This window comes from Streptomyces virginiae (assembly GCF_000720455.1).
Lineage (GTDB): Bacteria > Actinomycetota > Actinomycetes > Streptomycetales > Streptomycetaceae > Streptomyces > Streptomyces virginiae.
Window position 1 is genome coordinate 44,713 of the sequence record NZ_JOAK01000030.1, and the last position, 22,600, is coordinate 67,312.

23 protein-coding genes are annotated in these 22,600 nt (G+C 72.9%); 12 read left to right on the forward strand and 11 right to left on the reverse strand.

Annotated elements, in window-relative coordinates:
• Positions 1-38: 38 nt before the first annotated feature.
• Positions 39-1,658, reverse strand: a complete 1,620-nt coding sequence (gene aceB / locus IG86_RS0131940) for a malate synthase A (protein WP_030822379.1) — start codon at positions 1,656-1,658, stop codon at positions 39-41.
• A gap of 251 nt (positions 1,659-1,909) precedes the next feature.
• A complete protein-coding gene (locus IG86_RS0131945; RefSeq protein WP_030822382.1) occupies positions 1,910-2,536 on the reverse strand; it encodes a nucleotidyltransferase family protein in 627 nt (208 codons plus the stop codon).
• Positions 2,537-2,773: 237 nt separating this feature from the next.
• On the opposite strand from IG86_RS0131945, the gene yczR reads away from it, so the two are divergent.
• On the forward strand, positions 2,774-4,261 hold the full coding sequence (gene yczR, locus IG86_RS0131950; RefSeq protein WP_030901538.1) for a MocR-like transcription factor YczR: 1,488 nt from the start codon (positions 2,774-2,776) through the stop codon (positions 4,259-4,261).
• A 25-nt stretch (positions 4,262-4,286) separates the two neighbouring features.
• Here yczR and IG86_RS0131955 read toward each other — a convergent pair whose 3' ends face one another.
• Together IG86_RS0131955 and IG86_RS0131960 are read right to left on the reverse strand one after the other, a co-directional pair.
• A complete protein-coding gene (locus IG86_RS0131955) occupies positions 4,287-4,916 on the reverse strand; it encodes a response regulator (RefSeq protein ID WP_030822389.1) in 630 nt (209 codons plus the stop codon).
• On the reverse strand, positions 4,913-6,193 hold the full coding sequence (locus IG86_RS0131960) for a sensor histidine kinase (protein WP_078906104.1): 1,281 nt from the start codon (positions 6,191-6,193) through the stop codon (positions 4,913-4,915). Before IG86_RS0131960 ends, IG86_RS0131955 begins: the two co-directional genes overlap by 4 nt.
• 134 nt (positions 6,194-6,327) lie before the next feature.
• On the opposite strand from IG86_RS0131960, the gene IG86_RS0131965 reads away from it, so the two are divergent.
• Both IG86_RS0131965 and IG86_RS0131970 read left to right on the forward strand, forming a co-directional pair.
• A complete protein-coding gene (locus tag IG86_RS0131965) occupies positions 6,328-7,413 on the forward strand; it encodes an ABC transporter permease (RefSeq protein WP_030901542.1) in 1,086 nt (361 codons plus the stop codon).
• Positions 7,410-8,099, forward strand: coding sequence for an ABC transporter ATP-binding protein (locus tag IG86_RS0131970; protein ID WP_030901544.1), 690 nt, complete (start codon positions 7,410-7,412; stop codon positions 8,097-8,099). The genes IG86_RS0131965 and IG86_RS0131970 overlap by 4 nt, the downstream gene beginning before the upstream one ends.
• 64 nt (positions 8,100-8,163) lie before the next feature.
• Here IG86_RS0131970 and IG86_RS0131975 read toward each other — a convergent pair whose 3' ends face one another.
• Complete coding sequence (locus IG86_RS0131975) at positions 8,164-8,967, reverse strand: IclR family transcriptional regulator (protein ID WP_030656658.1); 804 nt, start codon at positions 8,965-8,967, stop codon at positions 8,164-8,166.
• A gap of 337 nt (positions 8,968-9,304) precedes the next feature.
• Between IG86_RS0131975 and allB the strand changes: the two genes are divergently transcribed.
• Together allB and alc are read left to right on the forward strand one after the other, a co-directional pair.
• Positions 9,305-10,639 carry an allantoinase AllB gene (gene allB / locus IG86_RS0131980; protein ID WP_385872321.1) on the forward strand — a complete coding sequence of 445 codons (1,335 nt, stop codon included), beginning with the start codon at positions 9,305-9,307 and terminating at the stop codon, positions 10,637-10,639.
• Positions 10,640-10,642: 3 nt separating this feature from the next.
• On the forward strand, positions 10,643-11,761 hold the full coding sequence (gene alc / locus IG86_RS0131985) for an allantoicase (RefSeq protein ID WP_030822404.1): 1,119 nt from the start codon (positions 10,643-10,645) through the stop codon (positions 11,759-11,761).
• Positions 11,762-11,906: 145 nt separating this feature from the next.
• On the opposite strand, the gene IG86_RS0131990 is transcribed toward alc, so the two are convergent.
• The 3 genes from IG86_RS0131990 to IG86_RS0132000 all read right to left on the reverse strand — a co-directional run bounded on the left by IG86_RS0131990 (position 11,907) and on the right by IG86_RS0132000 (position 13,865).
• A complete protein-coding gene (locus IG86_RS0131990; protein ID WP_045937377.1) occupies positions 11,907-12,443 on the reverse strand; it encodes a GNAT family N-acetyltransferase in 537 nt (178 codons plus the stop codon).
• A gap of 51 nt (positions 12,444-12,494) precedes the next feature.
• Positions 12,495-12,968 (reverse strand): HEAT repeat domain-containing protein, encoded by a 474-nt coding sequence (locus tag IG86_RS0131995; protein ID WP_051785530.1) that lies wholly within the window; start codon positions 12,966-12,968, stop codon positions 12,495-12,497.
• Positions 12,969-13,130: 162 nt separating this feature from the next.
• Positions 13,131-13,865 carry an SDR family oxidoreductase gene (locus tag IG86_RS0132000; protein ID WP_030822412.1) on the reverse strand — a complete coding sequence of 245 codons (735 nt, stop codon included), beginning with the start codon at positions 13,863-13,865 and terminating at the stop codon, positions 13,131-13,133.
• 188 nt (positions 13,866-14,053) lie between these two features.
• On the opposite strand from IG86_RS0132000, the gene IG86_RS0132005 reads away from it, so the two are divergent.
• On the forward strand, positions 14,054-14,671 hold the full coding sequence (locus IG86_RS0132005) for a dihydrofolate reductase family protein (RefSeq protein ID WP_030822415.1): 618 nt from the start codon (positions 14,054-14,056) through the stop codon (positions 14,669-14,671).
• Positions 14,672-14,868: 197 nt separating this feature from the next.
• Here IG86_RS0132005 and IG86_RS44770 read toward each other — a convergent pair whose 3' ends face one another.
• Both IG86_RS44770 and IG86_RS40300 read right to left on the reverse strand, forming a co-directional pair.
• Complete coding sequence (locus tag IG86_RS44770; RefSeq protein WP_234351502.1) at positions 14,869-15,045, reverse strand: hypothetical protein; 177 nt, start codon at positions 15,043-15,045, stop codon at positions 14,869-14,871.
• Positions 15,046-15,071: 26 nt separating this feature from the next.
• Positions 15,072-15,440 carry a hypothetical protein gene (locus tag IG86_RS40300; RefSeq protein WP_052714771.1) on the reverse strand — a complete coding sequence of 123 codons (369 nt, stop codon included), beginning with the start codon at positions 15,438-15,440 and terminating at the stop codon, positions 15,072-15,074.
• A gap of 134 nt (positions 15,441-15,574) precedes the next feature.
• Between IG86_RS40300 and IG86_RS0132020 the strand changes: the two genes are divergently transcribed.
• A complete protein-coding gene (locus IG86_RS0132020) occupies positions 15,575-16,498 on the forward strand; it encodes a DMT family transporter (RefSeq protein ID WP_037848319.1) in 924 nt (307 codons plus the stop codon).
• Positions 16,499-16,606: 108 nt separating this feature from the next.
• Here the strand turns inward: IG86_RS0132020 and IG86_RS0132025 are convergent, their stop codons facing one another.
• The gene (locus IG86_RS0132025) at positions 16,607-17,620 is read right to left on the reverse strand and encodes a Gfo/Idh/MocA family protein (RefSeq protein ID WP_030822425.1); all 1,014 of its coding nucleotides are present in this window, start codon (positions 17,618-17,620) and stop codon (positions 16,607-16,609) included.
• 232 nt (positions 17,621-17,852) lie between these two features.
• Here IG86_RS0132025 and IG86_RS0132030 point away from each other — a divergent pair, with 232 nt between their 5' ends.
• The 5 genes from IG86_RS0132030 to IG86_RS0132050 are packed head-to-tail and all read left to right on the forward strand — an operon-like array spanning position 17,853 to position 22,582.
• Positions 17,853-18,863 (forward strand): sugar ABC transporter substrate-binding protein, encoded by a 1,011-nt coding sequence (locus IG86_RS0132030; protein WP_051785532.1) that lies wholly within the window; start codon positions 17,853-17,855, stop codon positions 18,861-18,863.
• Complete coding sequence (locus tag IG86_RS0132035) at positions 18,860-19,894, forward strand: ABC transporter permease (RefSeq protein WP_030822431.1); 1,035 nt, start codon at positions 18,860-18,862, stop codon at positions 19,892-19,894. The genes IG86_RS0132030 and IG86_RS0132035 overlap by 4 nt, the downstream gene beginning before the upstream one ends.
• Positions 19,861-20,823: an ATP-binding cassette domain-containing protein gene (locus IG86_RS0132040; protein ID WP_244306186.1), complete on the forward strand. Its 963-nt coding sequence runs from the start codon at positions 19,861-19,863 to the stop codon at positions 20,821-20,823. Before IG86_RS0132035 ends, IG86_RS0132040 begins: the two co-directional genes overlap by 34 nt.
• Positions 20,820-21,992: an ROK family glucokinase gene (locus IG86_RS0132045; protein ID WP_030901581.1), complete on the forward strand. Its 1,173-nt coding sequence runs from the start codon at positions 20,820-20,822 to the stop codon at positions 21,990-21,992. The genes IG86_RS0132040 and IG86_RS0132045 overlap by 4 nt, the downstream gene beginning before the upstream one ends.
• The gene (locus tag IG86_RS0132050; RefSeq protein WP_030901582.1) at positions 21,989-22,582 is read left to right on the forward strand and encodes a hypothetical protein; all 594 of its coding nucleotides are present in this window, start codon (positions 21,989-21,991) and stop codon (positions 22,580-22,582) included. Before IG86_RS0132045 ends, IG86_RS0132050 begins: the two co-directional genes overlap by 4 nt.
• Positions 22,583-22,600 lie beyond the last annotated feature (18 nt).

The following is a 22,600-nucleotide window of genomic DNA, read 5'->3' on the forward strand; positions in this document are numbered from 1 at the left end:
GGGTCGGGCCGCTGTGCGTGTCGGCCGGATCCGGGGTGTCAGCCGACGAGCTGGTCGTACGCGGGGAGCGTGAGGAAGTCCGCGTAGTCGGCGTCCAGGGAGACCTTGAGGAAGAGGTCGTGGGCCTGCTGCCACTTGCCGGCAGCGAAGGCCTCCTCGCCGACCTCGGCGCGCAGGGCGGTCAGTTCCTCGGCCGCCATCTCGCGGGTCAGCTCGGCGGTGGCCCTCTCGCCGTTCTCGAAGACGACTCCGGCGTTGATCCACTGCCAGATCTGCGAGCGGGAGATCTCGGCGGTGGCCGCGTCCTCCATCAGGCCGAAGATGCCGACCGCGCCGAGGCCGCGCAGCCAGGCCTCGATGTAGCGGATGCCGACCTGGACCGCGTTGCGCAGGCCCTCGTAGGTCGGCTTCGCGTCGAGGGAGTCGATCGCGATGAGCTCGCCCGGGGCCACCGAGACGTCCTCGCGCAGCCGGTCCTTCTGGTTGGGCTTGTCGCCGAGGACGGCGTCGAAGGAGGCCATGGCGATCGGGACCAGGTCGGGGTGGGCGACCCAGGAGCCGTCGAAGCCGTCGCCCGCCTCGCGGTCCTTGTCGGCCTTGACCTTCGCGAAGGCGATCTTGTTGACCTCGGCGTCCTTGCGGGACGGGATGAAGGCCGCCATGCCGCCGATGGCGTGGGCGCCGCGCTTGTGGCAGGTGCGGACCAGCAGTTCGGTGTAGGCCCGCATGAAGGGGGCGGTCATCGTCACCGCGTTGCGGTCCGGCAGGACGAACTTCTCGCCGCCGTCGCGGAAGTTCTTGACGATGGAGAAGAGGTAGTCCCAGCGGCCCGCGTTCAGGCCCGCCGCGTGGTCGCGCAGCTCGTAGAGGATCTCGTCCATCTCGTACGCGGCGGTGATCGTCTCGATCAGGACGGTCGCGCGGACGGTGCCCTGCGGGATGCCGACGTAGTCCTGGGCGAAGACGAAGATGTCGTTCCAGAGGCGCGCCTCAAGGTGCGACTCCGTCTTCGGCAGGTAGAAGTACGGGCCCTTGCCGAGGCCGATCAGGCGCTTGGCGTTGTGGAAGAAGTACAGGCCGAAGTCGACGAGCGAGCCGGAGGCCGGGCCGCCCTCGAACTGCAGGTGGCGCTCCTCCAGGTGCCAGCCGCGCGGGCGCATGACGACGGTCGCGAGCTCCTCGGCGGCCTTGAGGGCGTAGGACTTGCCGGTGCGGGCGTCGGTGAAGTCGATGCGGCGCTCGTAGGCGTCGATCAGGTTGAGCTGGCCGAGGACGACGTTCTCCCAGGTGGGAGCCGAGGCGTCCTCGAAGTCGGCGAGCCAGACCTTCGCGCCCGAGTTCAGGGCGTTGATGGTCATCTTGCGGTCCGTCGGACCGGTGATCTCCACACGGCGGTCGTTCAGCGCGGCCGGGGCCGGCGCCACCTTCCAGTCACCCTCGCGGACCTGTGCGGTGTCCGGGAGGAAGTCGAGGGTGGAGGTCCGGGCGATCTCGGCACGGCGCTCGCCGCGGCGGGCGAGGAGCTCGGCGCGGCGGGGGGCGAACCGCCGGTGGAGCTCGGCCACGAAGGCGAGGGCCGCTTCGGTGAGGACTTCGTCCTGCCGCGGCAGGGGCTCGGCATCGACGATGGCCAGCGGGGACGGCGCTGGTGCGGACATAACTGTCACTCCTTCAGCGGCGGTGCCTGGCGGCCGCGGGGAATGCTCGCGCGAGACGGCACGCAGTGCCGTCGGGTGTGGAGAGTTCCGAAATACGGTCGCGGGCGCCGTCTGTGGGTTCAGGGCGCTTCTGACCAGTGGATAGTAATTTCCTCATGGTGGAAGTTCAATGGTTTGTTGACGTCGAGATTCTCTGAGTCGACAGATTCCACTTTCCGGTGGCCCTCAGTGCCACTGCCGTCACGCGGTGCTCAGGCGAGTCGTGCCAGGTCGGGCGGCGTGTCGATGTCGAAGGCCTCCGCGACGTCCGAGCACTCCACCAGCATGAGCTCCCCGGCGTGGCGCGCCAGGTGGACCCGCGCGCCCTTGTCGCCCGTCGCCGTCGCCGCGATGTCCGCCCAGCGGTCCGCGCCGAACAGCACGGGATGCCCGCGCTCGCCGCCGTACGCCGCCGCCACCAGGCTCGCGGGGGAGCGGTAGGCCTCCCGCACCCGGGCCACCGCCGCCGGGCCGATGCCCGGCTGGTCGACCAGCGAGACCAGGGCCGCGCCGGCGTCCGTACCGGCCAGGGAGGCGAGGCCGACCCGCAGCGAGGAACCCATCCCCTCCGCCCAGTCCGGGTTGTCCACGACCACGCAGCCGCTCAGATCGGCCCGCTCGCGGACCTCGGCCGCCGAGGCGCCGAGGACCACGTGCACCGGGCCGCAGCCCGCCTCCCGCAGCACCCGTACGGCGTTCTCCACCAGCGGGCGGCCGCGGTAGGGCAGCAGGGCCTTGGGCCGGCCGCCGAGCCGGCGACCGCCGCCGGCGGCCAGGAGCAGTCCCGCGATCACGGGTGGATCGGAGCGCGTGTCGTCGGAGTGCGTGTTGGCTGACATGCCACCGATTCTCGCTCCTGCACGCGGTCCTGCGGCCGCCGCGCCAAGGTGCGCCGTACGCGGGCCAGTGCGGCCCCGATCCGCAGCGGACGCGCGATCCGGTCCTCGGCGGCGGCCAGCAGGGCACGTTCGTCACGGTCGGTCAACATCTCGGTGTCTCCTTGCCAATCGGGGGCCAATACCGCGAGTCTGGTCCTCGATTGGCCTGGCCGTCAGAGCCAATCAGGGGAGGTTGGCATGGCAAACGGGCGAGTGGTCCAGACAGCGGACAGAACCATCGGCAGCCGCCAGCTCGCCGCGCTGCTCCCCGCCGAGGTGCTGGCGCGCCCCGGCTACCGGGCGCTCGCCGACGCCGTCCGCACGCTGATCCTCGACGGCCGTATCGCCCTGCACGTCCGCCTGCCCGCCGAACGCGAACTCGCCGACGCCGTCGGCGCCAGCCGGGCCACCGTCACCGGCGCCTACGACCTGCTGCGCGAAAGCGGCTACGTCCGCAGTCGGCGCGGCTCCGGCACCTGGACCGAGCTGCCCGAGGGCCACCGCCCCGTCGGCGCACACGCCCTCCTCGGCGCCGGCGGCTACAGCGCCGACGGCGATCCCGGCATCGACCTGGCCATCGCCGCCATGGGCGCTCCCGACGGCACCCTCGCCGACGCCCTCACCTGGGCCGCGCCACGTCTGCCCGACGCCGCCCGCACCCCCGGCTACCACCCCTTCGGCCTGCCCGACCTGCGCACCGCCGTCGCCGAACGCTTCACCCGGCGCGGCCTGCCCACCCGCCCGGAGCAGATCCTCGTCACCTCCGGCGCCCAGCAGGCCCTCGCCCTGGTCGCCAGCCTGCTCTGCCGCGCCGGGGACCGGGTCGTCACCGAGAACCCCACCTACGCCAACGCCCTGGACGCCCTGCGCCACGCCCGCCTGCGCACCGGGTCCATCGCCGTCTCCGACACCGGCTGGGACATGGAGATCGCCGAGTCCACGCTGCGCCAGACCGTGCCCAGGCTGGCGTACGTGATCCCCGACTTCCACAACCCGACGGGCGCCCTCATGCCCGAGGAGGAGCGGCTGCGGCTGCTCGCGGCGACCCGGCGCACCGGCACCTGGCTGGTCGTCGACGAGACCATCGCCGACATAGCCCTGGACGTCCCGGCCCCCGCACCCCTCGCCTCCCTGGCCCCGCGCGGCGGCGCGGACCACGTGGTGAGCATCGGCTCGCTCAGCAAGACCCACTGGGGCGGCCTGCGCGTCGGCTGGGTCCGGGCCACCGCGAAGATGATCACCGAGCTGACGGCCCTGAGGGTCTCCGCCGACATGACCGGCTCCGTCCTCGACCAGCTCGTCGCGCTCCCGCTGCTGGACGGCATGGAACGCACCCTGCCCGCACGGCTCACCGAGCTGCGCAGCCGCCGCTCGGCCCTGGTGGACTCCCTCCAGCGGCACACCCCCGAATGGTCCTGGCAGATACCGCCGGGCGGCCTCTCGCTCTGGGTCGACCTCGGCGAACCGGTCAGCTCCGCCCTGGCCGAACGGGCCGCGGCCGCCGGAGTGCACATCGGCCGCGGCGCCCGCTTCGGCGTGGACCCCGGCACCTTCGAACACCGCCTCCGCATCCCGTACACCCTCCCCGCCGACCGCCTGGACGAGGGCGTACGCCGCCTCGCCACCGCCTTCCACGACGGCGTCCCGCTCCCCCCGTCGGTGGACCGGCCGCACTGGGTGGCGTAGGGGGTGTCCGGCGGATCAGGCCGCGCTACGGCGTGCGGATCAGGCGGCGGGTGGCGGCCGCGGCCACCGCCGCCGTGCGGGATTCGACGCCCAGCTTCGCGTAGACGTGGACCAGGTGGGACTTGACCGTGGCCTGGCTGAGGAAGAGCCGCTTGGAGATCTGCTGGTTCGACAGGCCGTCCGCCACCAGCTGGAGCACCTCCAGCTCCCGCTTCGTCAGCGCCTCCGCCGGCGTCCGCATCCGGTCCATCAGGCGCAGCGCCACCGCCGGGGCCAGGGCGGACTGGCCCGCGGCGGCCGTGCGTACGGCGGCCGCCAGCTCCTCCGGCGGGGCGTCCTTCAGCAGGTAGCCCGAGGCGCCCGCCTCCACCGCCGCGAGGATGTCCGCGTCCGTGTCGTAGGTGGTCAGCACCAGTACCCGGGGGGCGCCGGGGCGGGCCGTGATCAGGGCCGTCGCCTCGGAGCCGTGCATACCGGGCCCGAACTGCAGGTCCATCAGCACCACGTCCACCGGTTCGCAGGCGGCCAGCTCCACCGCCCGCTCGGCGGTCGCCGCCTCGGCCACCACCGCGAAGTCCGCCTCGGTGTCCAGCACCGCGCGCAGGCCCGCCCGGACCACGGGGTGGTCGTCGGCGAGCAGGAGACGGATGGTCACAGGGCCTCCACCGGTTCCGTGTGCTCCAGGTGTTCCAGCGGCAGCGGGAGGGTCACGGCCACGGCGGTCCCCTGCCCCGGGCCGGACTCCACGGTGAACAGCCCGCCCAGTGTCTCCGCGCGCGAGCGCATCGCAGGCAGCCCGAAGCCCCCGTCGGCGGAGCCGGAACCGGCGCCCGGGCCCGGCGCCGACGACGACGGGTCGAAGCCGTCGCCGTCGTCGACGATGTCCAGCGTCACCGAGGCGTCCATGAAGGTCAGCGTGATCTCGGCGCGCCCGGCCCGGGCGTGCCGCACCACGTTGGCCAGGGCCGACTGGGCGATCCGCAGCAGCGCCACCTCGTACGGGGTCGGCAGCACCCGCGGCCGGCCGCTCAGCGAGAACCGCACCCGCGGGCCCGGCACCCCCGCGCACAGCCGCTCCAGGGCCGCGGCGAGCGAGCCGTGCTCCAGGTCCGGCGGCGTGAGGGCCCGTACGAAGCGCCGCGCCTCGGCGAGGTTGTCCTGCGCGGCCTCCCGCGCCTGCGCGATGTGCGCCAGCGCCGGGGCCCCCTCCGGCAGCGCCCGCTCGGCGGCCCGCAGCAGCAGCTGGATCGAGGACAGGCCCTGCGCGAGGGTGTCGTGGATCTCCCGGGCCAGGCGCTCCCGCTCGGCCAGGATCCCGGCGCCGCGTTCGGCCGCGGCCAGCTCGGCCCGCGTCGTGATGAGTTCCTCGATCAGCTCCCGGCGGCGCTCGCTCTCGCGGTACAGCGCCTGGTAGCCCAGTACGGTCGCCACGGCCACGGCGCCGCCCAGCAGCGGCCCGAGGAAGGCCCCCGGGGTCACCGCGCTGCTGTGCGCGAGGAAGCCGCCGATGGCGGCGCAGGCGGTCACCGCGACGGCCGCGACACCCCAGCGCAGCCGCAACAGGTGCAGTTCCAGGAAGTACAGCGGGAAGGCGATCCACAGCCCGTCGGGCGAGACCGCCAGCAGGCCCGCCCAGGCCGCGCCGAGCCCGGCCAGCCACAGCGCGCCCGCCCGCTGCGAGCGGTGCACGGCGGGGGCCCGTACGCCGGCCGCGTACCCGGCGGCGAGCAGGGCGCAGGCGGCGACCACCCAGCCGGCCCGCGGCGCGGAGTCGGCGACGGCCCGGCCGGCCGCCAGTGCGAGCAGCCCGAGGAACAGGGCGTGCAGGCACAGCCTCAGCACCTTGGACACGGGTGTCAGGGACCGGGCGGCGGCGGGCGCGGGCGGGGGCGCGCAGGCGGCGGGCGGGGCGGGGGGAGCGGCAGCAGTCATGTCCCGACCAGCGTAGAGCGGTCCAGGCCGGCCCCGGTCAACCGAAAGTTCGATGTCCGCGTGCACCCTTCGACACCAGGATCGCTACTGCCGCGCGATGCCCCGTGCCCAGGGGGAGGACCAAGGTGGGGGACATGTTCGTCGCATGGAGAGATCTACGGTTCGCCAAGGGCCGCTTCGCCCTGATGGGCTCGGTCGTGCTGCTGATCACGCTGCTGGTCGGCCTGCTGTCCGGGCTCACCGCCGGCCTGGCCCGGGAGAACGTCTCGGCCGTCACCGGCCTGCCCGCCTCGTACCTGGCCTTCGCCGCGCCCGCCGGGGACCAGAAGGTGTCCTTCGCCAACTCGCAGGTGCCCGAGTCCGCGTGGCTGGCCTGGCGGGCGCAGCCGGGAGTGCGGTCGGCGGAGCCCCTCGGCATCCGCACCACCAACGCCGTCTCGGGCGAGCGCACCGCCGCGGTGTCGGTCTTCGGGGTGGACCCGGCCGGCGGGCTCGCCCCGCGGAACGCCGGCCTCACGCAGGGCCGGGTGGTCCTCGCCGAGAAGGCGGCGAAGGAGCTGGGCGGGCTCACCGCCGGGGCCCGGGTCAGGATCGGCCCGCTGGAGCTGACCGTGGCCGCCGTCGCCGGCACCGCCGCCTACAGCCACACCCCGGTCGTCTGGACGGACCTCGCCGACTGGCAGCGCCTCGGCAACCCCGGCACCTCCGTCGACACCCTCGCCACCGTCGTCGCCGTCTCCGGCAGCTCCATGGACCTGGCCGCCGCCGACCGGGCCGCGGCCACCAGGGCTCAGACCGTCGAGGAGGCCCTGGGCGCCATTGGCTCCTACCAGGCCGAGAACGGCTCGCTCCAGCTGATGCGCGGCTTCCTCTTCGCCATCTCTGCCCTGGTCATAGGGGCCTTCTTCACGGTGTGGACCATCCAGCGCAGCGCGGACATCGCCGTCCTGAAGGCGCTGGGCGCCTCCACCCCGTACCTCCTGCGCGACGCCCTCGGCCAGGCCGTGGTGATGCTCGCCGTCGGCACCGGGCTGGGCACCGCGCTCGCCGCCGGCTTCGGCGCGCTCGTCAGCGGCGGCGACGTGCCCTTCGTCCTCGACGCCGCCACGGTGCTCGTCCCCGCAGCGATCATGATCGCGCTCGGGGCGCTGGGTGCGGCCCTGTCCATCCGGCGGATCACCGCCGTCGACCCGCTGACCGCCCTCGGGAGCGCCCGATGACCCTCCTCGTCCACGACGCCACGCTCACCTATCCCGACGGGGAGGGCCGGCTCACCGCCCTCGACGCGGTCGGCCTGGAGGTGCCCGCCGGCACCCTGACGGCGGTGATCGGACCCTCCGGCTCCGGCAAGTCCTCCCTGCTCGCGGTCGCCGCCACCCTCGTCACCCCGGACCGCGGCCGGGTCGTCGTCGCGGGCGAGGACACCACGCGGCTGGGCCCCGCCGAGAAGTCGGCCCTGCGCCGGGAGAAGATCGGCATCGTCTTCCAGCAGCCGAACCTGCTGGCCTCGCTGACCGCCGCCGAGCAGCTCCAGGTCATGGCGCACGTCGCGGGCCGGCCCGCGAAGGCCCTGCGCCGGCGGGCGCTGGAGCTGCTGGACGCGGTGGGCCTGGCCGACAAGGCCGACAAGCGTCCCCACCAGCTCTCCGGCGGGCAGCGCCAGCGCGTCAACATCGCCCGGGCGCTGATGAACGAGCCGGCCGTACTGCTGGTCGACGAGCCCACCAGCGCCCTCGACCACGAGCGCGGCGCGGCCGTGCTGGACCTGCTGGTCACCCTGACGCGCGAGCGCTCCACGGCCACCGTGGTGGTCACCCACGACCACGCCCACCTGGAGCGGATGGACCGCACGGCGACGATGGCCGACGGCCGGCTGACCGCCCAGGGGGTGCTGCGGGCGCCCTGAGCCGGGCGTACGACAAGGCCCCGGTGTCCCTCGCTCCGAGGGACACCGGGGCCGTTCGTGCTGCTTACGCCGGGCTCTGGTTGGCCAGCGCCACCGACAGCTCGTCGGCGACGTTCTTGAGGATCGGGACGAAGGACTCGGTCACGGCCTCGGTGACGCGGCCGGCCGGACCGGAGATGGAGATCGCGGCGGCGGTCGGCGAGTTCGGCACCGACACGGCGAGGCAGCGGACTCCTATCTCCTGCTCGTTGTCGTCGACCGCGTAGCCCACCCTGCGGACCTGCTCCAGCGCCTCCAGGAAGCCCTCGGGCGTGGTGATGGTCTTCTCGGTCGCCGCCGGCATACCGGTGCGCGCGAGGAGGGCCCGTACCTCGTCGGCCGGGGTGTAGGCGAGGAGGGCCTTGCCCACGCCGGTGGAGTGCGGCAGCACCCGGCGGCCGACCTCGGTGAACATGCGCATCGAGTGCTTCGACGGCACCTGGGCGACGTAGACGATCTCGTCCCCGTCGAGCAGGGCCATGTTCGCCGTCTCCCCGGTCTCCTCGACCAGACGGGCGAGGTAGGGGCGGGCCCAGGTTCCCAGGAGGCGCGACGCGGACTCGCCGAGGCGGATCAGGCGGGGGCCGAGGGAGTACCGTCGGTTGGGCTGCTGGCGTACGTACCCGCACGCCACCAGCGTGCGCATCAGGCGGTGGATCGTGGGCAGAGGCAGACCGCTGGCGGCGGAGAGCTCGCTCAGGCCGACCTCGCCCCCGGCATCGGCCATACGTTCGAGCAGATCGAAGGCGCGCTCAAGGGACTGGACGCCACCGCTGGCGGCAGGGGTCTTTGAGGAAGCGTCGGTGGTGCTGGCGCTGGACGTCGGCACGGCGCGGTCCTTTCGGTGCTGGCAGGCAAGGGAGCAGCCTACCCGGCGGTCGGCGTCGGCCCTAGTGCTGGGGTCGGGGCCGTCGCCGCCGGTCAGAGGTGGTTTGTCCTGGTGGTGGACGTCCTCCGGAAGTTATCCGCCCACATCCCGGTGGTGGTAGCTACATTCTGTATGGCGAAATCTTAATTCCATCCTGTGGAAACCTCCAATTGCGGTGCTGGCGTGTCAGTGGTCCGTCCGGGCGCTCTTGACTGGGTACGGATCGCCGGGAAGACTCCGTCAACAGAACGTTGAATTTCGCTCTGTGGAAGTAGATGGGGAGGTTCCGGTGGCCGACGTGGCTGTGGAACTGGTACTGCGCTCGACGCGCGTCATCACCCCCGGGGGGACGCGCGCCGCCTCGGTCGCCGTCGCCGGCGGGAAGATCACGGCGGTGCTGGCACACGACGCCGAGGTACCGGCCGGAGCCCGGCTGGAGGACTTCGGCGACGACGTCCTGCTCCCCGGCCTGGTCGACACCCACGTCCACGTGAACGACCCGGGCCGCACCGAGTGGGAGGGCTTCTGGACGGCCACCCGCGCCGCCGCGGCCGGCGGCATCACCACGATCCTCGACATGCCGCTCAACTCCCTCCCGCCCACCACCACGGTCGACAACCTGCGCGTCAAGCAGGAAGTCGCCCGCGCCAAGGCGCACGTGGACGTCGGCTTCTGGGGCGGCGCCCTCCCGGACAACGTCAAGGACCTCGCCCCGCTGCACGACGCCGGCGTCTACGGCTTCAAGTGCTTCCTGTCGCCCTCGGGCGTGGACGAGTTCCCCGAGCTCGACCAGGAACAGCTCGCCACCTCGCTGGCCGAGATCACCGGCTTCGGCGGCCTGCTGATCGTGCACGCCGAGGACCCCCACCACCTCGACGCCGCCCCCGTCGTCCCGGGCCCCAAGTACGCCGACTTCCTGGCCTCCCGGCCGCGCGACGCCGAGAACACTGCCATCGGCAACCTGATCGCCCAGGCCAAGCGCCTGAACGCGCGCGTCCACGTCCTGCACCTGTCGTCCTCGGACGCGCTGCCGCTGATCGCCGCCGCCAAGGCCGAGGGCGTCAAGATCACCGTCGAGTCCTGCCCGCACTACCTCACCCTCACCGCGGAGGAAGTGCCGGATGGGGCCAGCGAGTTCAAGTGCTGCCCGCCCATCCGCGAGGCCGCCAACCAGGACCTCCTGTGGGACGCGCTCGCCGACGGCACCATCGACTGCATCGTCTCCGACCACTCGCCCTCCACCGCGGACCTGAAGACCAGCGACTTCTCCACCGCGTGGGGCGGCATCTCCTCCCTCCAGCTCGGCCTGCCCGCCATCTGGACGGAGGCGCGCAAGCGCGGCCGGACCCTGGAGGACGTGGTCCGCTGGATGTCCGCGGCCCCGGCGCAGCTCGCGGGCCTTTCCCAGAAGGGCGCGATCGAGGCCGGCCGCGACGCCGACTTCGCCGTGCTCGCCCCCGAAGAAACGTTCACTGTGGACCCGGCCGAACTCCACCACCGCAACCGGGTCACGGCGTACGCGGGCAAGACCCTGCACGGCGTCGTGAAGTCCACCTGGCTGCGCGGCACGCAGATCGCCGACCACGGCACCCCGACCGAGCCCACGGGCCTCCTCCTCGAAAGGCAGAACTGACCAGTGGCGATTGAATCCTTCACCGGCAACGCGAACCCGTACGGAGGCGGCGACCCGTACGCGGACTACCGCACCGCGGACTTCCCCTTCACCCAGTACGCGAACCTCGCCGCCCGTGAGCTGGGCGCCGGTGTCATCGCCGCCAACGACGAGTTCTTCGCCCAGCGCGAGAACCTGCTGATCTCCGAGGCCGCGCACTTCGACCCCGAGGACTTCGGCCACAAGGGCAAGGTCATGGACGGCTGGGAGACCCGCCGCCGCCGCGGCGTCTCCGCCACCCAGCCGTGGCCGACCCCCGAGGACCACGACTGGGCCCTCGTACGCCTCGGCGCCCCCGGCGTCATCCGCGGCATCGTCGTCGACACCGCCCACTTCCGCGGCAACATGCCGCAGGCCGTCTCCATCGAGGCCACCAACTGGGAGGGCGCCCTCGCGCCGACCCCGGAGGAGCTCCAGGGCGACGACGTGAAGTGGACGACCGTCGTGCCCCGCACGGCGGTCGGCGGCCACGCCGCCAACGGCTTCGAGGTCGACGTCGAGCAGCGCTTCACCCACCTGCGCGTCAACCAGCACCCCGACGGCGGCATCGCCCGCCTGCGCGTCTACGGCGAGGTCCTGCCCGACCCGAAGTGGCTCGCCGCGCTCGGCTCCTTCGACGTGGTGGCCCTGGAGAACGGCGGCTCCGTCCAGGACGCCTCCAACCGCTTCTACTCCCCGCCGACCAACACCATCAACCCGGGCCGCTCCCGCAAGATGGACGACGGCTGGGAGACCGCCCGCCGCCGCGACAACGGCAACGACTGGATCCGCTACCAGCTCGTCACCGAGTCCGAGATCCGCGCCGTCGAGATCGACACCGCCTACCTCAAGGGCAACTCGGCCGGCTGGGCCTCGCTGTCGGTGAAGACGGGCGAGGAGGGCGAGTGGCAGGAGTTCCTGCCGCGGACCCGCCTGCAGCCCGACACCAACCACCGCTTCGTGCTGGACACCCCCGCGGTGGGCACGCACGTGCGCATCGACATCTACCCGGACGGCGGCTTCTCCCGCCTGCGCCTCTTCGGCTCGCTGACGGAGGCCGGCGCGGCCGCGCTGACCGCCCGCCACCAGGAGCTGGGCGGCTGACCCGCCGCACCGTGACCGCCCCGGGGGCCGACACCCCCGGGGCCCGCACGCTGGCGGGGGGCACCGGATTCCGGTGCGCCCCCGCGGCTTTGCGGGCACGGCCGGTACGGCCGGCTGAGGCCCCTCGCGGCGGCCGCCGGTCCGGTCAGCGGCCTGCGGTCGGAGGGACGGCCAGGGCGGCCACGACCTCCTCGTCCTCGAAGTCGCCGGTGGGCGCGAAGCCGAGCTCGGCGTAGAGGCGCGCGGCGGGTGCGTTCTCCGGGTGGTACGAGAGCCGGATCTCCCGGCAGGACGGCAGCGCGGCGAGCCGCCCGATCAGGGCGCGCACCGCGGCCCGGCCCACGCCCCGGCCCTGCTCGGCCGCGTCGACGATCATGCCGCCGATCCAGTGGGCGCCGCCTTCCTCGTCGTACGCCCACATCACGTGCCCGACCACCGAGTCGCCCGCCCGGATCGCGAGCGAGTTCCACACCCCGCCGCGCAGGGACAGCAGCAGGTACCGGGCGCCGAGCGCGGCGACGAACCGCCGCTGATCGTCGGCGGGAGCCACGTCGGCGACGGCCCGCCAGTTCTCGTCGGTGACCTCGTCGAGCACCACGCACCGGCCCCGCCGGTCACTGAAGTCCACTGTTCCCCCTGTCCGTTCCCCATGTCGATCAAGCCGGGCGCAGGCGCCGGACATCCGGGGAGCCCGCTGCGGTTGCCCGACGGCCGAGCCACCTGTGCCCCGGAGCTACCGGGCCGCTTCTCCCCGGGCGGACTCCCCACTCCAGTGCAGCTCCTTCACTTCCTCTGCCGCCGCCCTGCGCACCTCCGGGTGGGGGTGCTGGAGGAACCGTTCGACAACCGGCAGCGCCGCGAGGTCGTGAGTCGCGCCGAGAATGGCAAGGACGTAGTCGAGGAGCAAGGGTTCGAAGGCATCCGCACCTACGGCGAGCGGCTCCACCACCCCGTAGGGAAGCTCGTAGCGCATGGAGGCGGCGCAGACTGCGTTCAGCGCCGACTCCCGCACGGGGTGGCCCTCGTCGGACAGCGCGATCGACACGAGGCGCTCGACGGCCCGCTCGGCGTCGTCCGGCGTCAGGCGGCCCGTCTCCAGGACGTCGCCGACGACATCGAGGCAGAGATCCCGGCGGCCCGCATCAAGGCCGTCCAGCTCCTTCCATGCCGATTCGATCAATGCCGTCAGGCCCTGGTATCCGTCCACGGCCAGAGCATAGGAGACGTGCCCCGGGCGGACGCCGCCCGGCCCCGGAGCGATGCCCCTGCCCGGTGCTGCGAACCGCCCCCAACCCGCAGCGGTCCCCGGTTCCGGGGACCGCTGCGGGTTGGGGGACGATCCCGGATCCGCCCGCGCGCCCGGCGAGGGCTACGCGGCGTGGCCGCCGTCCACCGCGAACTCCGCGCCCGTGACGTAGCCGGCTCCCGGCCCCGCGAGGAACGCCACCACGTCCGCGACTTCCCCCGCCCTCCCGAACCGGCCCAGCGCCGTCATCGCCGCCTGCGGGCCCGCGTACGGTCCGTCGGCCGGGTTCATGTCGGTGTCGACGGGCCCCGGATGCACGAGGTTCGCGGTGATCCCGCGCCCGCCGAGCTCCCGCGCCAGGGCCTTCGTCAGCCCGATCGTCGCCGCCTTGCTCATCGCGTACAGCACCCCGCCCGGACCCGGTACCCGCTGTGCCATGCAGCTGCCGATGGTGATGATCCGCCCGCCCTCGCGCATCCGGCCCGCTGCCGCCTGGGCCGCCAAGAACGCGCCCCGCACGTTGACGCCCAGCACCCGGTCGACATCGGGCAGGGCGACGGCCTCCATGGGCCCGACGGCGCCCACACCGGCGTTGTTGACGAGGACGTCGAGCCGCCCGAACCGCCGTACGGTCTCCCCGACGGCGCCGGCGACCTCCGCCGCGTCCCCCGCGTCCGCCCGCAGCGCGACGGCCCGCCGCCCGAGCGCCTCCACCGCCTCGACCACGCGCCCCGCGGCCTCCGCATCGCTGACGTACGTGATCGCGACATCCGCCCCGTCCTCGGCCAGCCGCACGGCAACGGCCGCCCCGATCCCCCGGCTCCCTCCGGTCACCAGCGCCACCGCATTCCTGTCCATGTGCACTTCCTCCCGCATCACTTGGTTGCGAGTTCAATCAAATGGCGCCCAACCCCCCACCGCTGGCAGGAATCCGACCCCGCGTTCACCGCCACAGAATCGGGGTGGAGCCATGCGTGGCGCACCGATGAGTGCCGGTGGGGGCGGGAGTCTGAACCCGTAGACCGTTGAGACAGGAGCGCAGAGGCATGGCCGAGCTGACACTGACCACCTTCGTGACGCTGGACGGCGTGATGCAGGCGCCCGGCGGGCCCGAGGAGGACCGCAGCGAGGGGTTCGAGTACGGGGGGTGGGCCGCGCCCTACGTCGACGAGGGGATGGGGGAGTTCGTCACCGAGGTGTTCGGCCGGGCCGGGGCGTTCCTGCTCGGGCGGAAGACGTACGAGATCTTCGCCGGCTACTGGCCCGAGCACGACGACCCCGCCGATCCCGTGGCGGGCGGGCTGAACCGGCTGCACAAGTACGTGGCCTCGACCACCCTCAAGGAGCCGGCCTGGGGGCCGGCCACCGTGATCGACGGGGAGCACCTGCAGAGCGAGATCGTCCGGGCCAAGGACGCGCTGGAGGGGGAGCTGCAGGTGCACGGCAGTGGGCAGCTCGCGCAGTGGCTGCTCGCCCGGGACCTCGTCGACGAGATCAACCTGCTGGTGTTCCCCGTGGTGCTCGGGGCCGGGCGCCGGCTGTTCCCGACCGGCGGGCTGCCGACCGCCTACGAGCTGACGGCTTCTCGTGCGACGCCGTCGGGGATGACCATCCAGACGTACCGGCCGACCGGCCGCGCGACGTTCGGCACCGTGGGTGCCTGACGGGTCTCACCCGGCAGGACACCACCAGAACCAGTGGTCGAGCCCGTCGGTGTAGTGGCGGTCGCCCGGCGACGTGCGGCGGCGGGCGGCTGCCGGTGCGCGGCGAGGAGATGGGTCAGCTCGTCGTAGCGGGCATCGATGCCGCCGTGGCCCGGATGATCCGCAGGATCGGCCGACCCGGCTTCGCAGCGCTGGTTTCAGAAGGCGAAGCTCGACCACGGCTCGCACTCCAGAGCGGCGGCGGCCTGGTTCGCCGGCCGTACGCGGCACTCGTCGGCCTGGTCGCGGTCGTGGCCCTGGCAGCAGTGCGGGCTGCCGTCCGCGTCGGCCGGGCCCGCACGGCGCCCGTCGTGCCCGTCCGGATCGGCGTCCACGGGACGGGAGTCGCCCCCGGGCGCCGCTAGCGCCGGTCCAGGGCCAGTTGGACCACGCGGCCCTCGCGGAGGACCAGGAGGTCCGGGGCTTCGTGGGCGTGGTGGCGGATGCGGCCGACCGGGCCCGGCGGGCGGATGTGCGGGGTGAGGAGCAGCAGGAGGTCCTCCAGGGCCGGGAGCTGTTCCTCGTGGATCTCCTGGCGGGCCGTCAGGGCCCAGCCGTCGCGTTCCGCCGGGCCGAACTCGCCCACGAGCATCCCGCCGACGTGCCACGCCGGGCCCCGGGGCGAGAGCAGGCCGTCCCCCGTCAGCTGGCGGCGCACCTCCGCGAGTACGGCGTCGGGCGTGGTGTCGAGCAGGTCGAACGCCAGGTCCACGGCGTAGAGATCAGCCATGGGCCCGATGCTACGGGGCGAACGCGGACGGCCCGGAAACGGGTCGCCCCGCATGATCGGCTCCGGTACGGTGTGCCCCGCAACCGTGCGAGCCGTCGATGTCTCCACCCCCTGAGCACCCGCTGGAGACTCCCGTGACCGTTGCCGCGCCACCCCTCACCGACGCCCCCCGCCGGGCCTGGCTCGGGGATCTGCCCGTGCTGGCCGTCGCCGTCGTGTGGGGCGGGAGCTATCTCGCCGCCAAGGGGATCACCACCGCGCACACCGTGATCGCCGTGCTCGTGCTGCGGTTCGCGCTCGTGCTGCCGGTCCTCGTGGTCGCCGGGTGGGCGCGGCTGCGCGCGCTGACCCCCGCCCAGCTGCGCGGCGCCGGGCTGCTGGGGCTCGTACTCGGCGGGATCTTCCTGCTGGAGACCTACGGGGTCGTCCACACCTCCGCCACCAACGCCGGGCTGATCATCAGTCTGACCATGATCTTCACCCCGCTCGCCGACGCCGCGGTGAAGCGGAAGGCGCCTTCCGTCTCCTTCCTCGGGGCCGCCGCGGCCTCCGTCCTCGGCGTCGTGCTGCTCACCCAGGGCGCAGGATTCACCGCACCCGGCCCCGGCGACCTGCTCATCCTCGGCGCCGCCCTCGCCCGCACCCTGCACGTGCTGCTGATGGCCCGGTCCGAGGGCGTCCGGGGCGCCGACCCGCTGTCCCTGACCACCGTGCAGCTCGGCGGCGCCGTGCTCGTCTTCGCCCTGCTGGCCGCCCTGCCGGGGACCGGTGCGACCCCCTGGGACGCAGCCGCGGACTTCGGACCGGCCGAGTGGGCGGGCCTGGCCTTCCTCTCCGTCTTCTGCACCCTCTTCGCCTTCTTCGTGCAGATGTGGGCCGTACGGCGTACCTCGCCCTCCCGGGTCGGCCTGCTGCTCGGCACCGAGCCCCTGTGGGCGGCCGTCGCGGGCATCGCCGTCGGCGGGGAGCACCTGGGGCCCCTCGGGTACGCCGGCGTCGTGCTGGTCCTGGTCGGCACCGCCTGGGGGCGGCGGGCGATCACCGCGGCGCCGGCCTGAGCGTGCTCCGGCATGCCGCGAGCGTGTCCGGAAACCGCCGCAGTCAGCCGGGGACCACCGCCATAGGGTGGCCGGATGCCCTGCTCACCCATCCGGTCACCGATCCGGTCACCGCTCCGGCAGGTCCGGGAGCTCCTCCAGCCGGACCCGGCGCCGCTCCCGCCGCGACAGCTCGCAGGCCTCCGCGACCCGCAGCGCCGCCAAGGCCTCACGCCCGTCGCACTGGTTCACCCCCTCGCCGCGCACCAGGTGCACGAAGGCGTTCAGCTCCGCCTCGTACGCCGGGCCGAAGCGCTCCAGGAAGCCGGGCCACGGCTTGCTCGCAGGCGGGGGCCCGTGCGGTTCGGTCGAGGCGATCGGCGTCCGGTCGTCCAGCCCGGCGGAAACCTGGTCGCGCTCCCCGGCCAGCTCCATCCGTACGTCGTAGCCGGCGCCGTTGCACCGGGTGCCGGTGGCCGTGACCAGGGTGCCGTCGTCCAGGGTGAGGACCGCCGCGGCCGTGTCGACGTCACCCGTCTGCCGGAACTGCGGGGGACCGGCGTCCGACCCGGCCGCGTACACCTCCACCACCTCGTGCCCGGTCACCCACCGCACCATGTCGAAGTCGTGCACCATGCAGTCGCGGTACAGGCCGCCCGAGGTCGCCAGGTAGTCGGCGGCCGGCGGCGCCGGATCGGCCGTGATCGTCCGTACGGTGTGCAGCCGGCCCAGGGCGCCCGAGCGGACCAGTTCCCGGGCGGTGAGGTAGCCGGCGTCGAAGCGGCGCATGAAGCCCACCTGGAGCAGCCCGCCCAGGGCCGCCACCTCGCGCAGCACCGACAGGGTGCGGTTCAGGTCGGGGGCCACCGGCTTCTCGCAGAACACCGGGAGCCCGCCGCGCACCGCCCGTACGACCAGTTCCCCGTGCCCGTCGGTGGAGGAGGCCACGACCACCGCGTCCACGCCCCAGGTGAAGACCTGCTCCACCGAGGGCGCGGCGGTGGCCCCGAGCCGGTCGGCGAGGCGTGCCGCCCGCGCGGGATCGGAGTCGGCGAGCAGGAGCGAGCCCGCCTCCGGGTGGCGGGCGAGCGTCGCCGCGTGGAACGACCCGATCCGGCCAGTTCCGATGAGCCCGATGCGCATGAACTCAACCTGGCCCCGCCGGGGGAACCTGTCAATCCGCTCGCATCGGATCTGCGATCTTCGTGCGCTGATCTGCGATCCCGTCGTGTCGATCTGCGCATGCATGCCCCGATGGCCCTTCATGGTCCACTGTGGCGGATACTGGGCGGCTGAAACCGGAATGACCGAATGATGACGGACGGCATGACAGCCGGGACGACGGACGAGACGGACGAGGGAAGGGCGCGGCGACGTGGCTAGGGTTCGGACAGGGGTACGCGTCGTGGGCGCCGTGCTCGCGGCGGTACTGGGGGCCTCGCTCGCGGGTTGCAGCAGTACGGGCGGCAAGCGCGCCGAGGAGCGGGCGAAGGCCGCCGAGGCGGGCCGGCCCGCCGTCTCCACCCCGCGCTGGACCTTCGCGATGGTGACCCACGCGGGCGACGGCGACACCTTCTGGGACATCGTCCAGAAGGGCGCCAAGGAGGCCGCGGCGAAGGACAACATCAACTTCGTCTACGCCCACGACGACCAGGCCCAGCAGCAGGCGCAGTTCGTGCAGAACGCCATCGACCAGAAGGTCGACGGGATCGTCGTGAGCCTGGCCAAGCCGGAGGCCCTCAAGGACGTCGTCGGCAAGGCCGTCAAGGCGGGCATCCCGGTGATCACGGTCAACTCCGGATCCGCCCAGTCCGCCGCGTACGGGGCGCTCACCCACATCGGGCAGGACGAGGAGATCGCCGGCGAGGCGGTCGGCACCGAGCTGAACAAGCGCGGCCGCAAGAAGGCGATCTGCGTCCTGCACGAGCAGGGCAACGTCGGCCACGAGCAGCGCTGCGCCGGCGCCAAGAAGACCTTCTCCGGAACCATGGAGAACCTCTACGTCGAGGGCACCAACATGCCCTCCGTGCAGGCGGCCGTCCAGGCCAAGCTCCAGGCGGACCCGTCCGTCGACGCGATCCTCACCCTCGGCGCGCCCTTCGCCCCCACCGCGGTCAAGGCAAAGGAGGCCGCGGGCAGCAAGGCCGAGGTCGACACCTTCGACCTCAACGACTCCGTGGCCCGCGACCTCAAGTCCGGCGCCCTCGGCTTCGCCGTGGACCAGCAGCCCTACCTGCAGGGATACGAGGCCATCGACCTGCTCTGGCTCTACCGCCACAACGCGGACGTGCTCGGCGGGGGCCGTCCGGTGCTCACCGGACCGCAGATCGTCACCGCCGCCGAGGCCGCCGAGCTGGAGGAGTACATCAAGCGGGGCAGCCGATGACCGCCGCCACCGCCGTCGACGAGCGGCTCGCGCCGACCTCCCTGGTCCGCAGGCTGCTCGGGCGCCCCGAGCTGGGCGCGGTGGTCGGCGCCGTCGCCGTCTTCGTCTTCTTCTCCATCGCCGCCCCCACCTTCCTCCAGGCCTCCAGCCTCAGCACGATCCTGTACTCGGCCTCCACCATCGGGATCATGGCGGTCCCCGTGGCCATGCTGATGATCGGCGGCGAGTTCGACCTCTCCGCCGGTGTCATGGTCACGACGTCGGCGCTGGTGAGCTCGATGTTCAGCTACCAGATGACCGCCAACGTCTGGGTCGGCGTCGGCGTGTCCCTGCTGGTCACCCTCGCCATCGGCTTCTTCAACGGCTTCATGCTGACCCGCACCAAGCTGCCCAGCTTCATCATCACGCTCGGCACCTTCCTGATGCTGACCGGCCTGAACCTCGGCTTCACCAAGCTGATCAGCGGCACGGTCTCCACCAAGTCCATCGCCGACATGGAGGGCTTCCCCTCCGCCCGCGCCCTCTTCGCCTCGAAGTGGGAGATCGGCTCGGTCACCCTGCAGATCACCGTCCTGTGGTGGCTGGCCCTGGTCGCCGTCGCCACCTGGATCCTGCTGCGCACCCGCGCCGGCAACTGGATCTTCGCCGTCGGGGGCGGGGCCGACGCGGCCCGCGCGGTCGGTGTGCCCGTCGTGAAGACCCGTATCGGCCTGTACATGGGCGTCGCCCTGTGCGCCTGGATCTCCGGCCAGCACATCCTCTTCTCGTTCGACGTGGTCCAGTCGGGCGAGGGCGTCGGCAACGAGTTCCTCTACATCATCGCGGCGGTCATCGGCGGCTGTCTGATGACCGGCGGCTACGGCTCCGCCATCGGCTCGGCGGTCGGCGCCTTCATCTTCGGCATGACCAGCAACGGCATCGTGTACGCCCAGTGGAACCCGGACTGGTTCAAGTTCTTCCTCGGCGCGATGCTCCTGCTGGCCACGCTGCTCAACGCATGGGTCCGCAAGCGGGCGGAGGCGAGCAAGTGACCACCGGCAAAACCACCACCGTGCCCCAGGACGCAGCGGCCGCCCTGGTGAAGCTGACGGGCGTCAGCAAGCACTACGGCAACATCCGCGCCCTGCAGGACGTCTCCCTGGAGGTCTCCGCGGGTGAGATCACCTGCGTCCTCGGCGACAACGGCGCGGGCAAGTCCACCCTCATCAAGATCATCGCGGGGCTGCACCGGCACGACGCCGGCACCTTCGAGGTCGAGGGCGAGGAGACCGTCCTGGCCAACCCGCGCGCGGCCCTCGACCACGGCATCGCGACCGTCTACCAGGACCTCGCCGTGGTCCCGCTCATGCCCGTCTGGCGCAACTTCTTCCTCGGCTCCGAGCCGACGAAGGGCCGCGGCCCCCTGCGCCGCCTCGACGTGGAGTTCATGCGCCGGACCACCCGCGCCGAGCTGCTGCGCATGGGCATCGACCTGCGCGACGTCGACCAGCCCATCGGCACCCTCTCCGGCGGCGAGCGGCAGTGCGTGGCCATCGCCCGCGCCGTGTACTTCGGGGCGAAGGTCCTCGTACTCGACGAGCCGACCGCGGCCCTCGGCGTCAAGCAGTCCGGTGTGGTCCTCAAGTACGTCGCCGCGGCCCGCGACGCCGGCCTCGGTGTGGTCCTGATCACCCACAACCCGCACCACGCGTACCTGGTCGGGGACCGCTTCGTCCTGCTCAAACGCGGCACCATGGCAGGCAGTCACACCCGCGACTCGATCACCCTCGACGAGCTCACCCGCCAGATGGCGGGCGGCTCCGAGCTCGACGAACTGAGCCACGAACTGGAGCGAGTGGCAGAATCGGGGACGGGCGTCACGGACGCCACGGCCCGCGGCGCCGGCCGCACCGGACCGGCGGACGCAGCCGGCGAGGCTTCCCGCACCACCGCACCCACGAGGGACGACACGACTCGATGAGCACGTACCGGGACTTCACGCTCACCCACCGGGGGTCGGCGCGAGGCACCGTCCTGCGCACCATCGGGACCCGTGAGCGGCGGTCGCACCTGACCGCCCCACGCGTCCCGACCGTCGGCATCGACATCGGCGGCACCAAGGTGATGGCCGGCGTCGTCGACGCCGACGGGATCATCCTGGAGAAGATCCGCACCGAGACCCCGGACAAGTCCAAGAGCCCCAAGGTCGTCGAGGACACCATCGTCGAACTGGTGCTGGACCTCTCCGACCGCCACGACGTGCACGCCGTCGGCATCGGCGCGGCCGGCTGGGTCGACGCCGACCGCTCCCGGGTCCTCTTCGCCCCCCACCTGGCCTGGCGGGACGAGCCCCTGCGCGACGCCCTGCAGTCCCGGCTCGCCGTCCCGGTCATGGTCGACAACGACGCCAACACCGCCGCGTGGGCGGAATGGCGCTTCGGCGCCGGACGCGGCGAGGACCACCTCGTCATGATCACGCTCGGCACCGGCATCGGCGGTGCCATCCTCGAAGGCGGCCAGGTCAAGCGCGGCCGTTACGGGGTCGCCGGCGAGTTCGGCCACATGCAGGTCGTCCCCGGCGGACACCGCTGCCCCTGCGGCAACCGCGGCTGCTGGGAGCAGTACAGCTCCGGCAACGCCCTGGTGCGCGAGGCCCGCGAGCTGGCCGCCGCCGACTCCCCGGTCGCCTACAACATCATCGCCAAGGTCGGCGGGAACGTCTCGGAGATCACCGGGCCGCTCATCACCGAGCTGGCCCGCGAGGGCGACGCCATGTGCGTCGAGCTGCTCCAGGACATCGGCCAGTGGCTCGGCGTCGGCATCGCCAACCTCGCCGCGGCCCTCGACCCGTCCTGCTTCGTCATCGGCGGCGGCGTCAGCGCCGCCGACGACCTGCTGATCGGCCCGGCCCGGGACGCCTTCCGCCGCCACCTCACCGGCCGCGGCTACCGCCCCGAGGCGCGCATCGCCAAGGCCCAGCTCGGCCCCGAGGCGGGCATGGTCGGCGCCGCCGACCTCGCCCGGCTCGTCGCCCGGCGCTTCCGCCGCGCCACCCGCCGACGGGTCGAGCGCCACGAGCGCTACGCGCAGCTGGGCCAGCTGGGCCGGCGGCGCGAGACCGCCGCATCCGAGGACCAGGAAAAGTCGTGAACCCGCCCACCCTGCCCCACCAGGCCTCCGCCCCCGACGAGGGCGGAACGCCGCCGCCCACCCCCGAGGACCGCAGGCACGTCGTCAAGCGCCGCTGGATCACCGCGATCATCATCGTGCTGCTGATCGGCGTACCAGCGGGTTACCTGGCGATCTCCACCCAGCAGAGCCGCGAGAGCGGCCGTGACAAGGCCGCCAAGGTCGGCGCGTCCGAGGTGCGCCCCGGCTGGCCCTCCAAGGTGCAGCGCAGCATCTACGAGGTGCCGATCCCGGCGAAGGCCTGGAGGGTCGGGTTCCTGGAGACCAACAACTGGCGCACCAGCCGGCTCTTCACGCAGTTCGCGGTGACCCCGGCCGACCTGGACGCCTTCCTCGCCGCCGTCGGCACCAGCCGCGACGCGCTGGTCGCCGGGGACGTCACGATCTCCCCGCACGACGCCGAGGTCGCGGGCTGGAGCTGGAGCCCGCGCGCCCTCTGGTACGGAACCAGCCTGGAGCAGGCCGATCCGCGCCCCAGCCGCGACATCACGGTCGACCTCACGGACCCCGAGAAGCCCAAGGTCTACGTCGTCTCCACGACCACCCCCTGAACGGACCCGCCCCGGCGC

Excerpts from the sequence above, each read along its gene's own strand:
- aceB (WP_030822379.1), bottom strand. The coding sequence starts at position 1,658 with ATGTCCGCACCAGCGCCGTCCCCGCTGGCCATCGTCGATGCCGAGCCC.
- IG86_RS0131945 (WP_030822382.1), bottom strand. The coding sequence starts at position 2,536 with ATGTCAGCCAACACGCACTCCGACGACACGCGCTCCGATCCACCCGTG.
- yczR (WP_030901538.1), top strand. The coding sequence starts at position 2,774 with ATGGCAAACGGGCGAGTGGTCCAGACAGCGGACAGAACCATCGGCAGC.
- IG86_RS0131960 (WP_078906104.1), bottom strand. The coding sequence starts at position 6,193 with ATGACTGCTGCCGCTCCCCCCGCCCCGCCCGCCGCCTGCGCGCCCCCG.
- IG86_RS0131965 (WP_030901542.1), top strand. The coding sequence starts at position 6,328 with ATGTTCGTCGCATGGAGAGATCTACGGTTCGCCAAGGGCCGCTTCGCC.
- IG86_RS0131970 (WP_030901544.1), top strand. The coding sequence starts at position 7,410 with ATGACCCTCCTCGTCCACGACGCCACGCTCACCTATCCCGACGGGGAG.
- IG86_RS0131990 (WP_045937377.1), bottom strand. The coding sequence starts at position 12,443 with ATGTCCGGCGCCTGCGCCCGGCTTGATCGACATGGGGAACGGACAGGG.
- IG86_RS0132000 (WP_030822412.1), bottom strand. The coding sequence starts at position 13,865 with ATGGACAGGAATGCGGTGGCGCTGGTGACCGGAGGGAGCCGGGGGATC.
- IG86_RS0132005 (WP_030822415.1), top strand. The coding sequence starts at position 14,054 with ATGGCCGAGCTGACACTGACCACCTTCGTGACGCTGGACGGCGTGATG.
- IG86_RS40300 (WP_052714771.1), bottom strand. The coding sequence starts at position 15,440 with ATGGCTGATCTCTACGCCGTGGACCTGGCGTTCGACCTGCTCGACACC.
- IG86_RS0132025 (WP_030822425.1), bottom strand. The coding sequence starts at position 17,620 with ATGCGCATCGGGCTCATCGGAACTGGCCGGATCGGGTCGTTCCACGCG.
- IG86_RS0132035 (WP_030822431.1), top strand. The coding sequence starts at position 18,860 with ATGACCGCCGCCACCGCCGTCGACGAGCGGCTCGCGCCGACCTCCCTG.
- IG86_RS0132040 (WP_244306186.1), top strand. The coding sequence starts at position 19,861 with ATGGGTCCGCAAGCGGGCGGAGGCGAGCAAGTGACCACCGGCAAAACC.
- IG86_RS0132045 (WP_030901581.1), top strand. The coding sequence starts at position 20,820 with ATGAGCACGTACCGGGACTTCACGCTCACCCACCGGGGGTCGGCGCGA.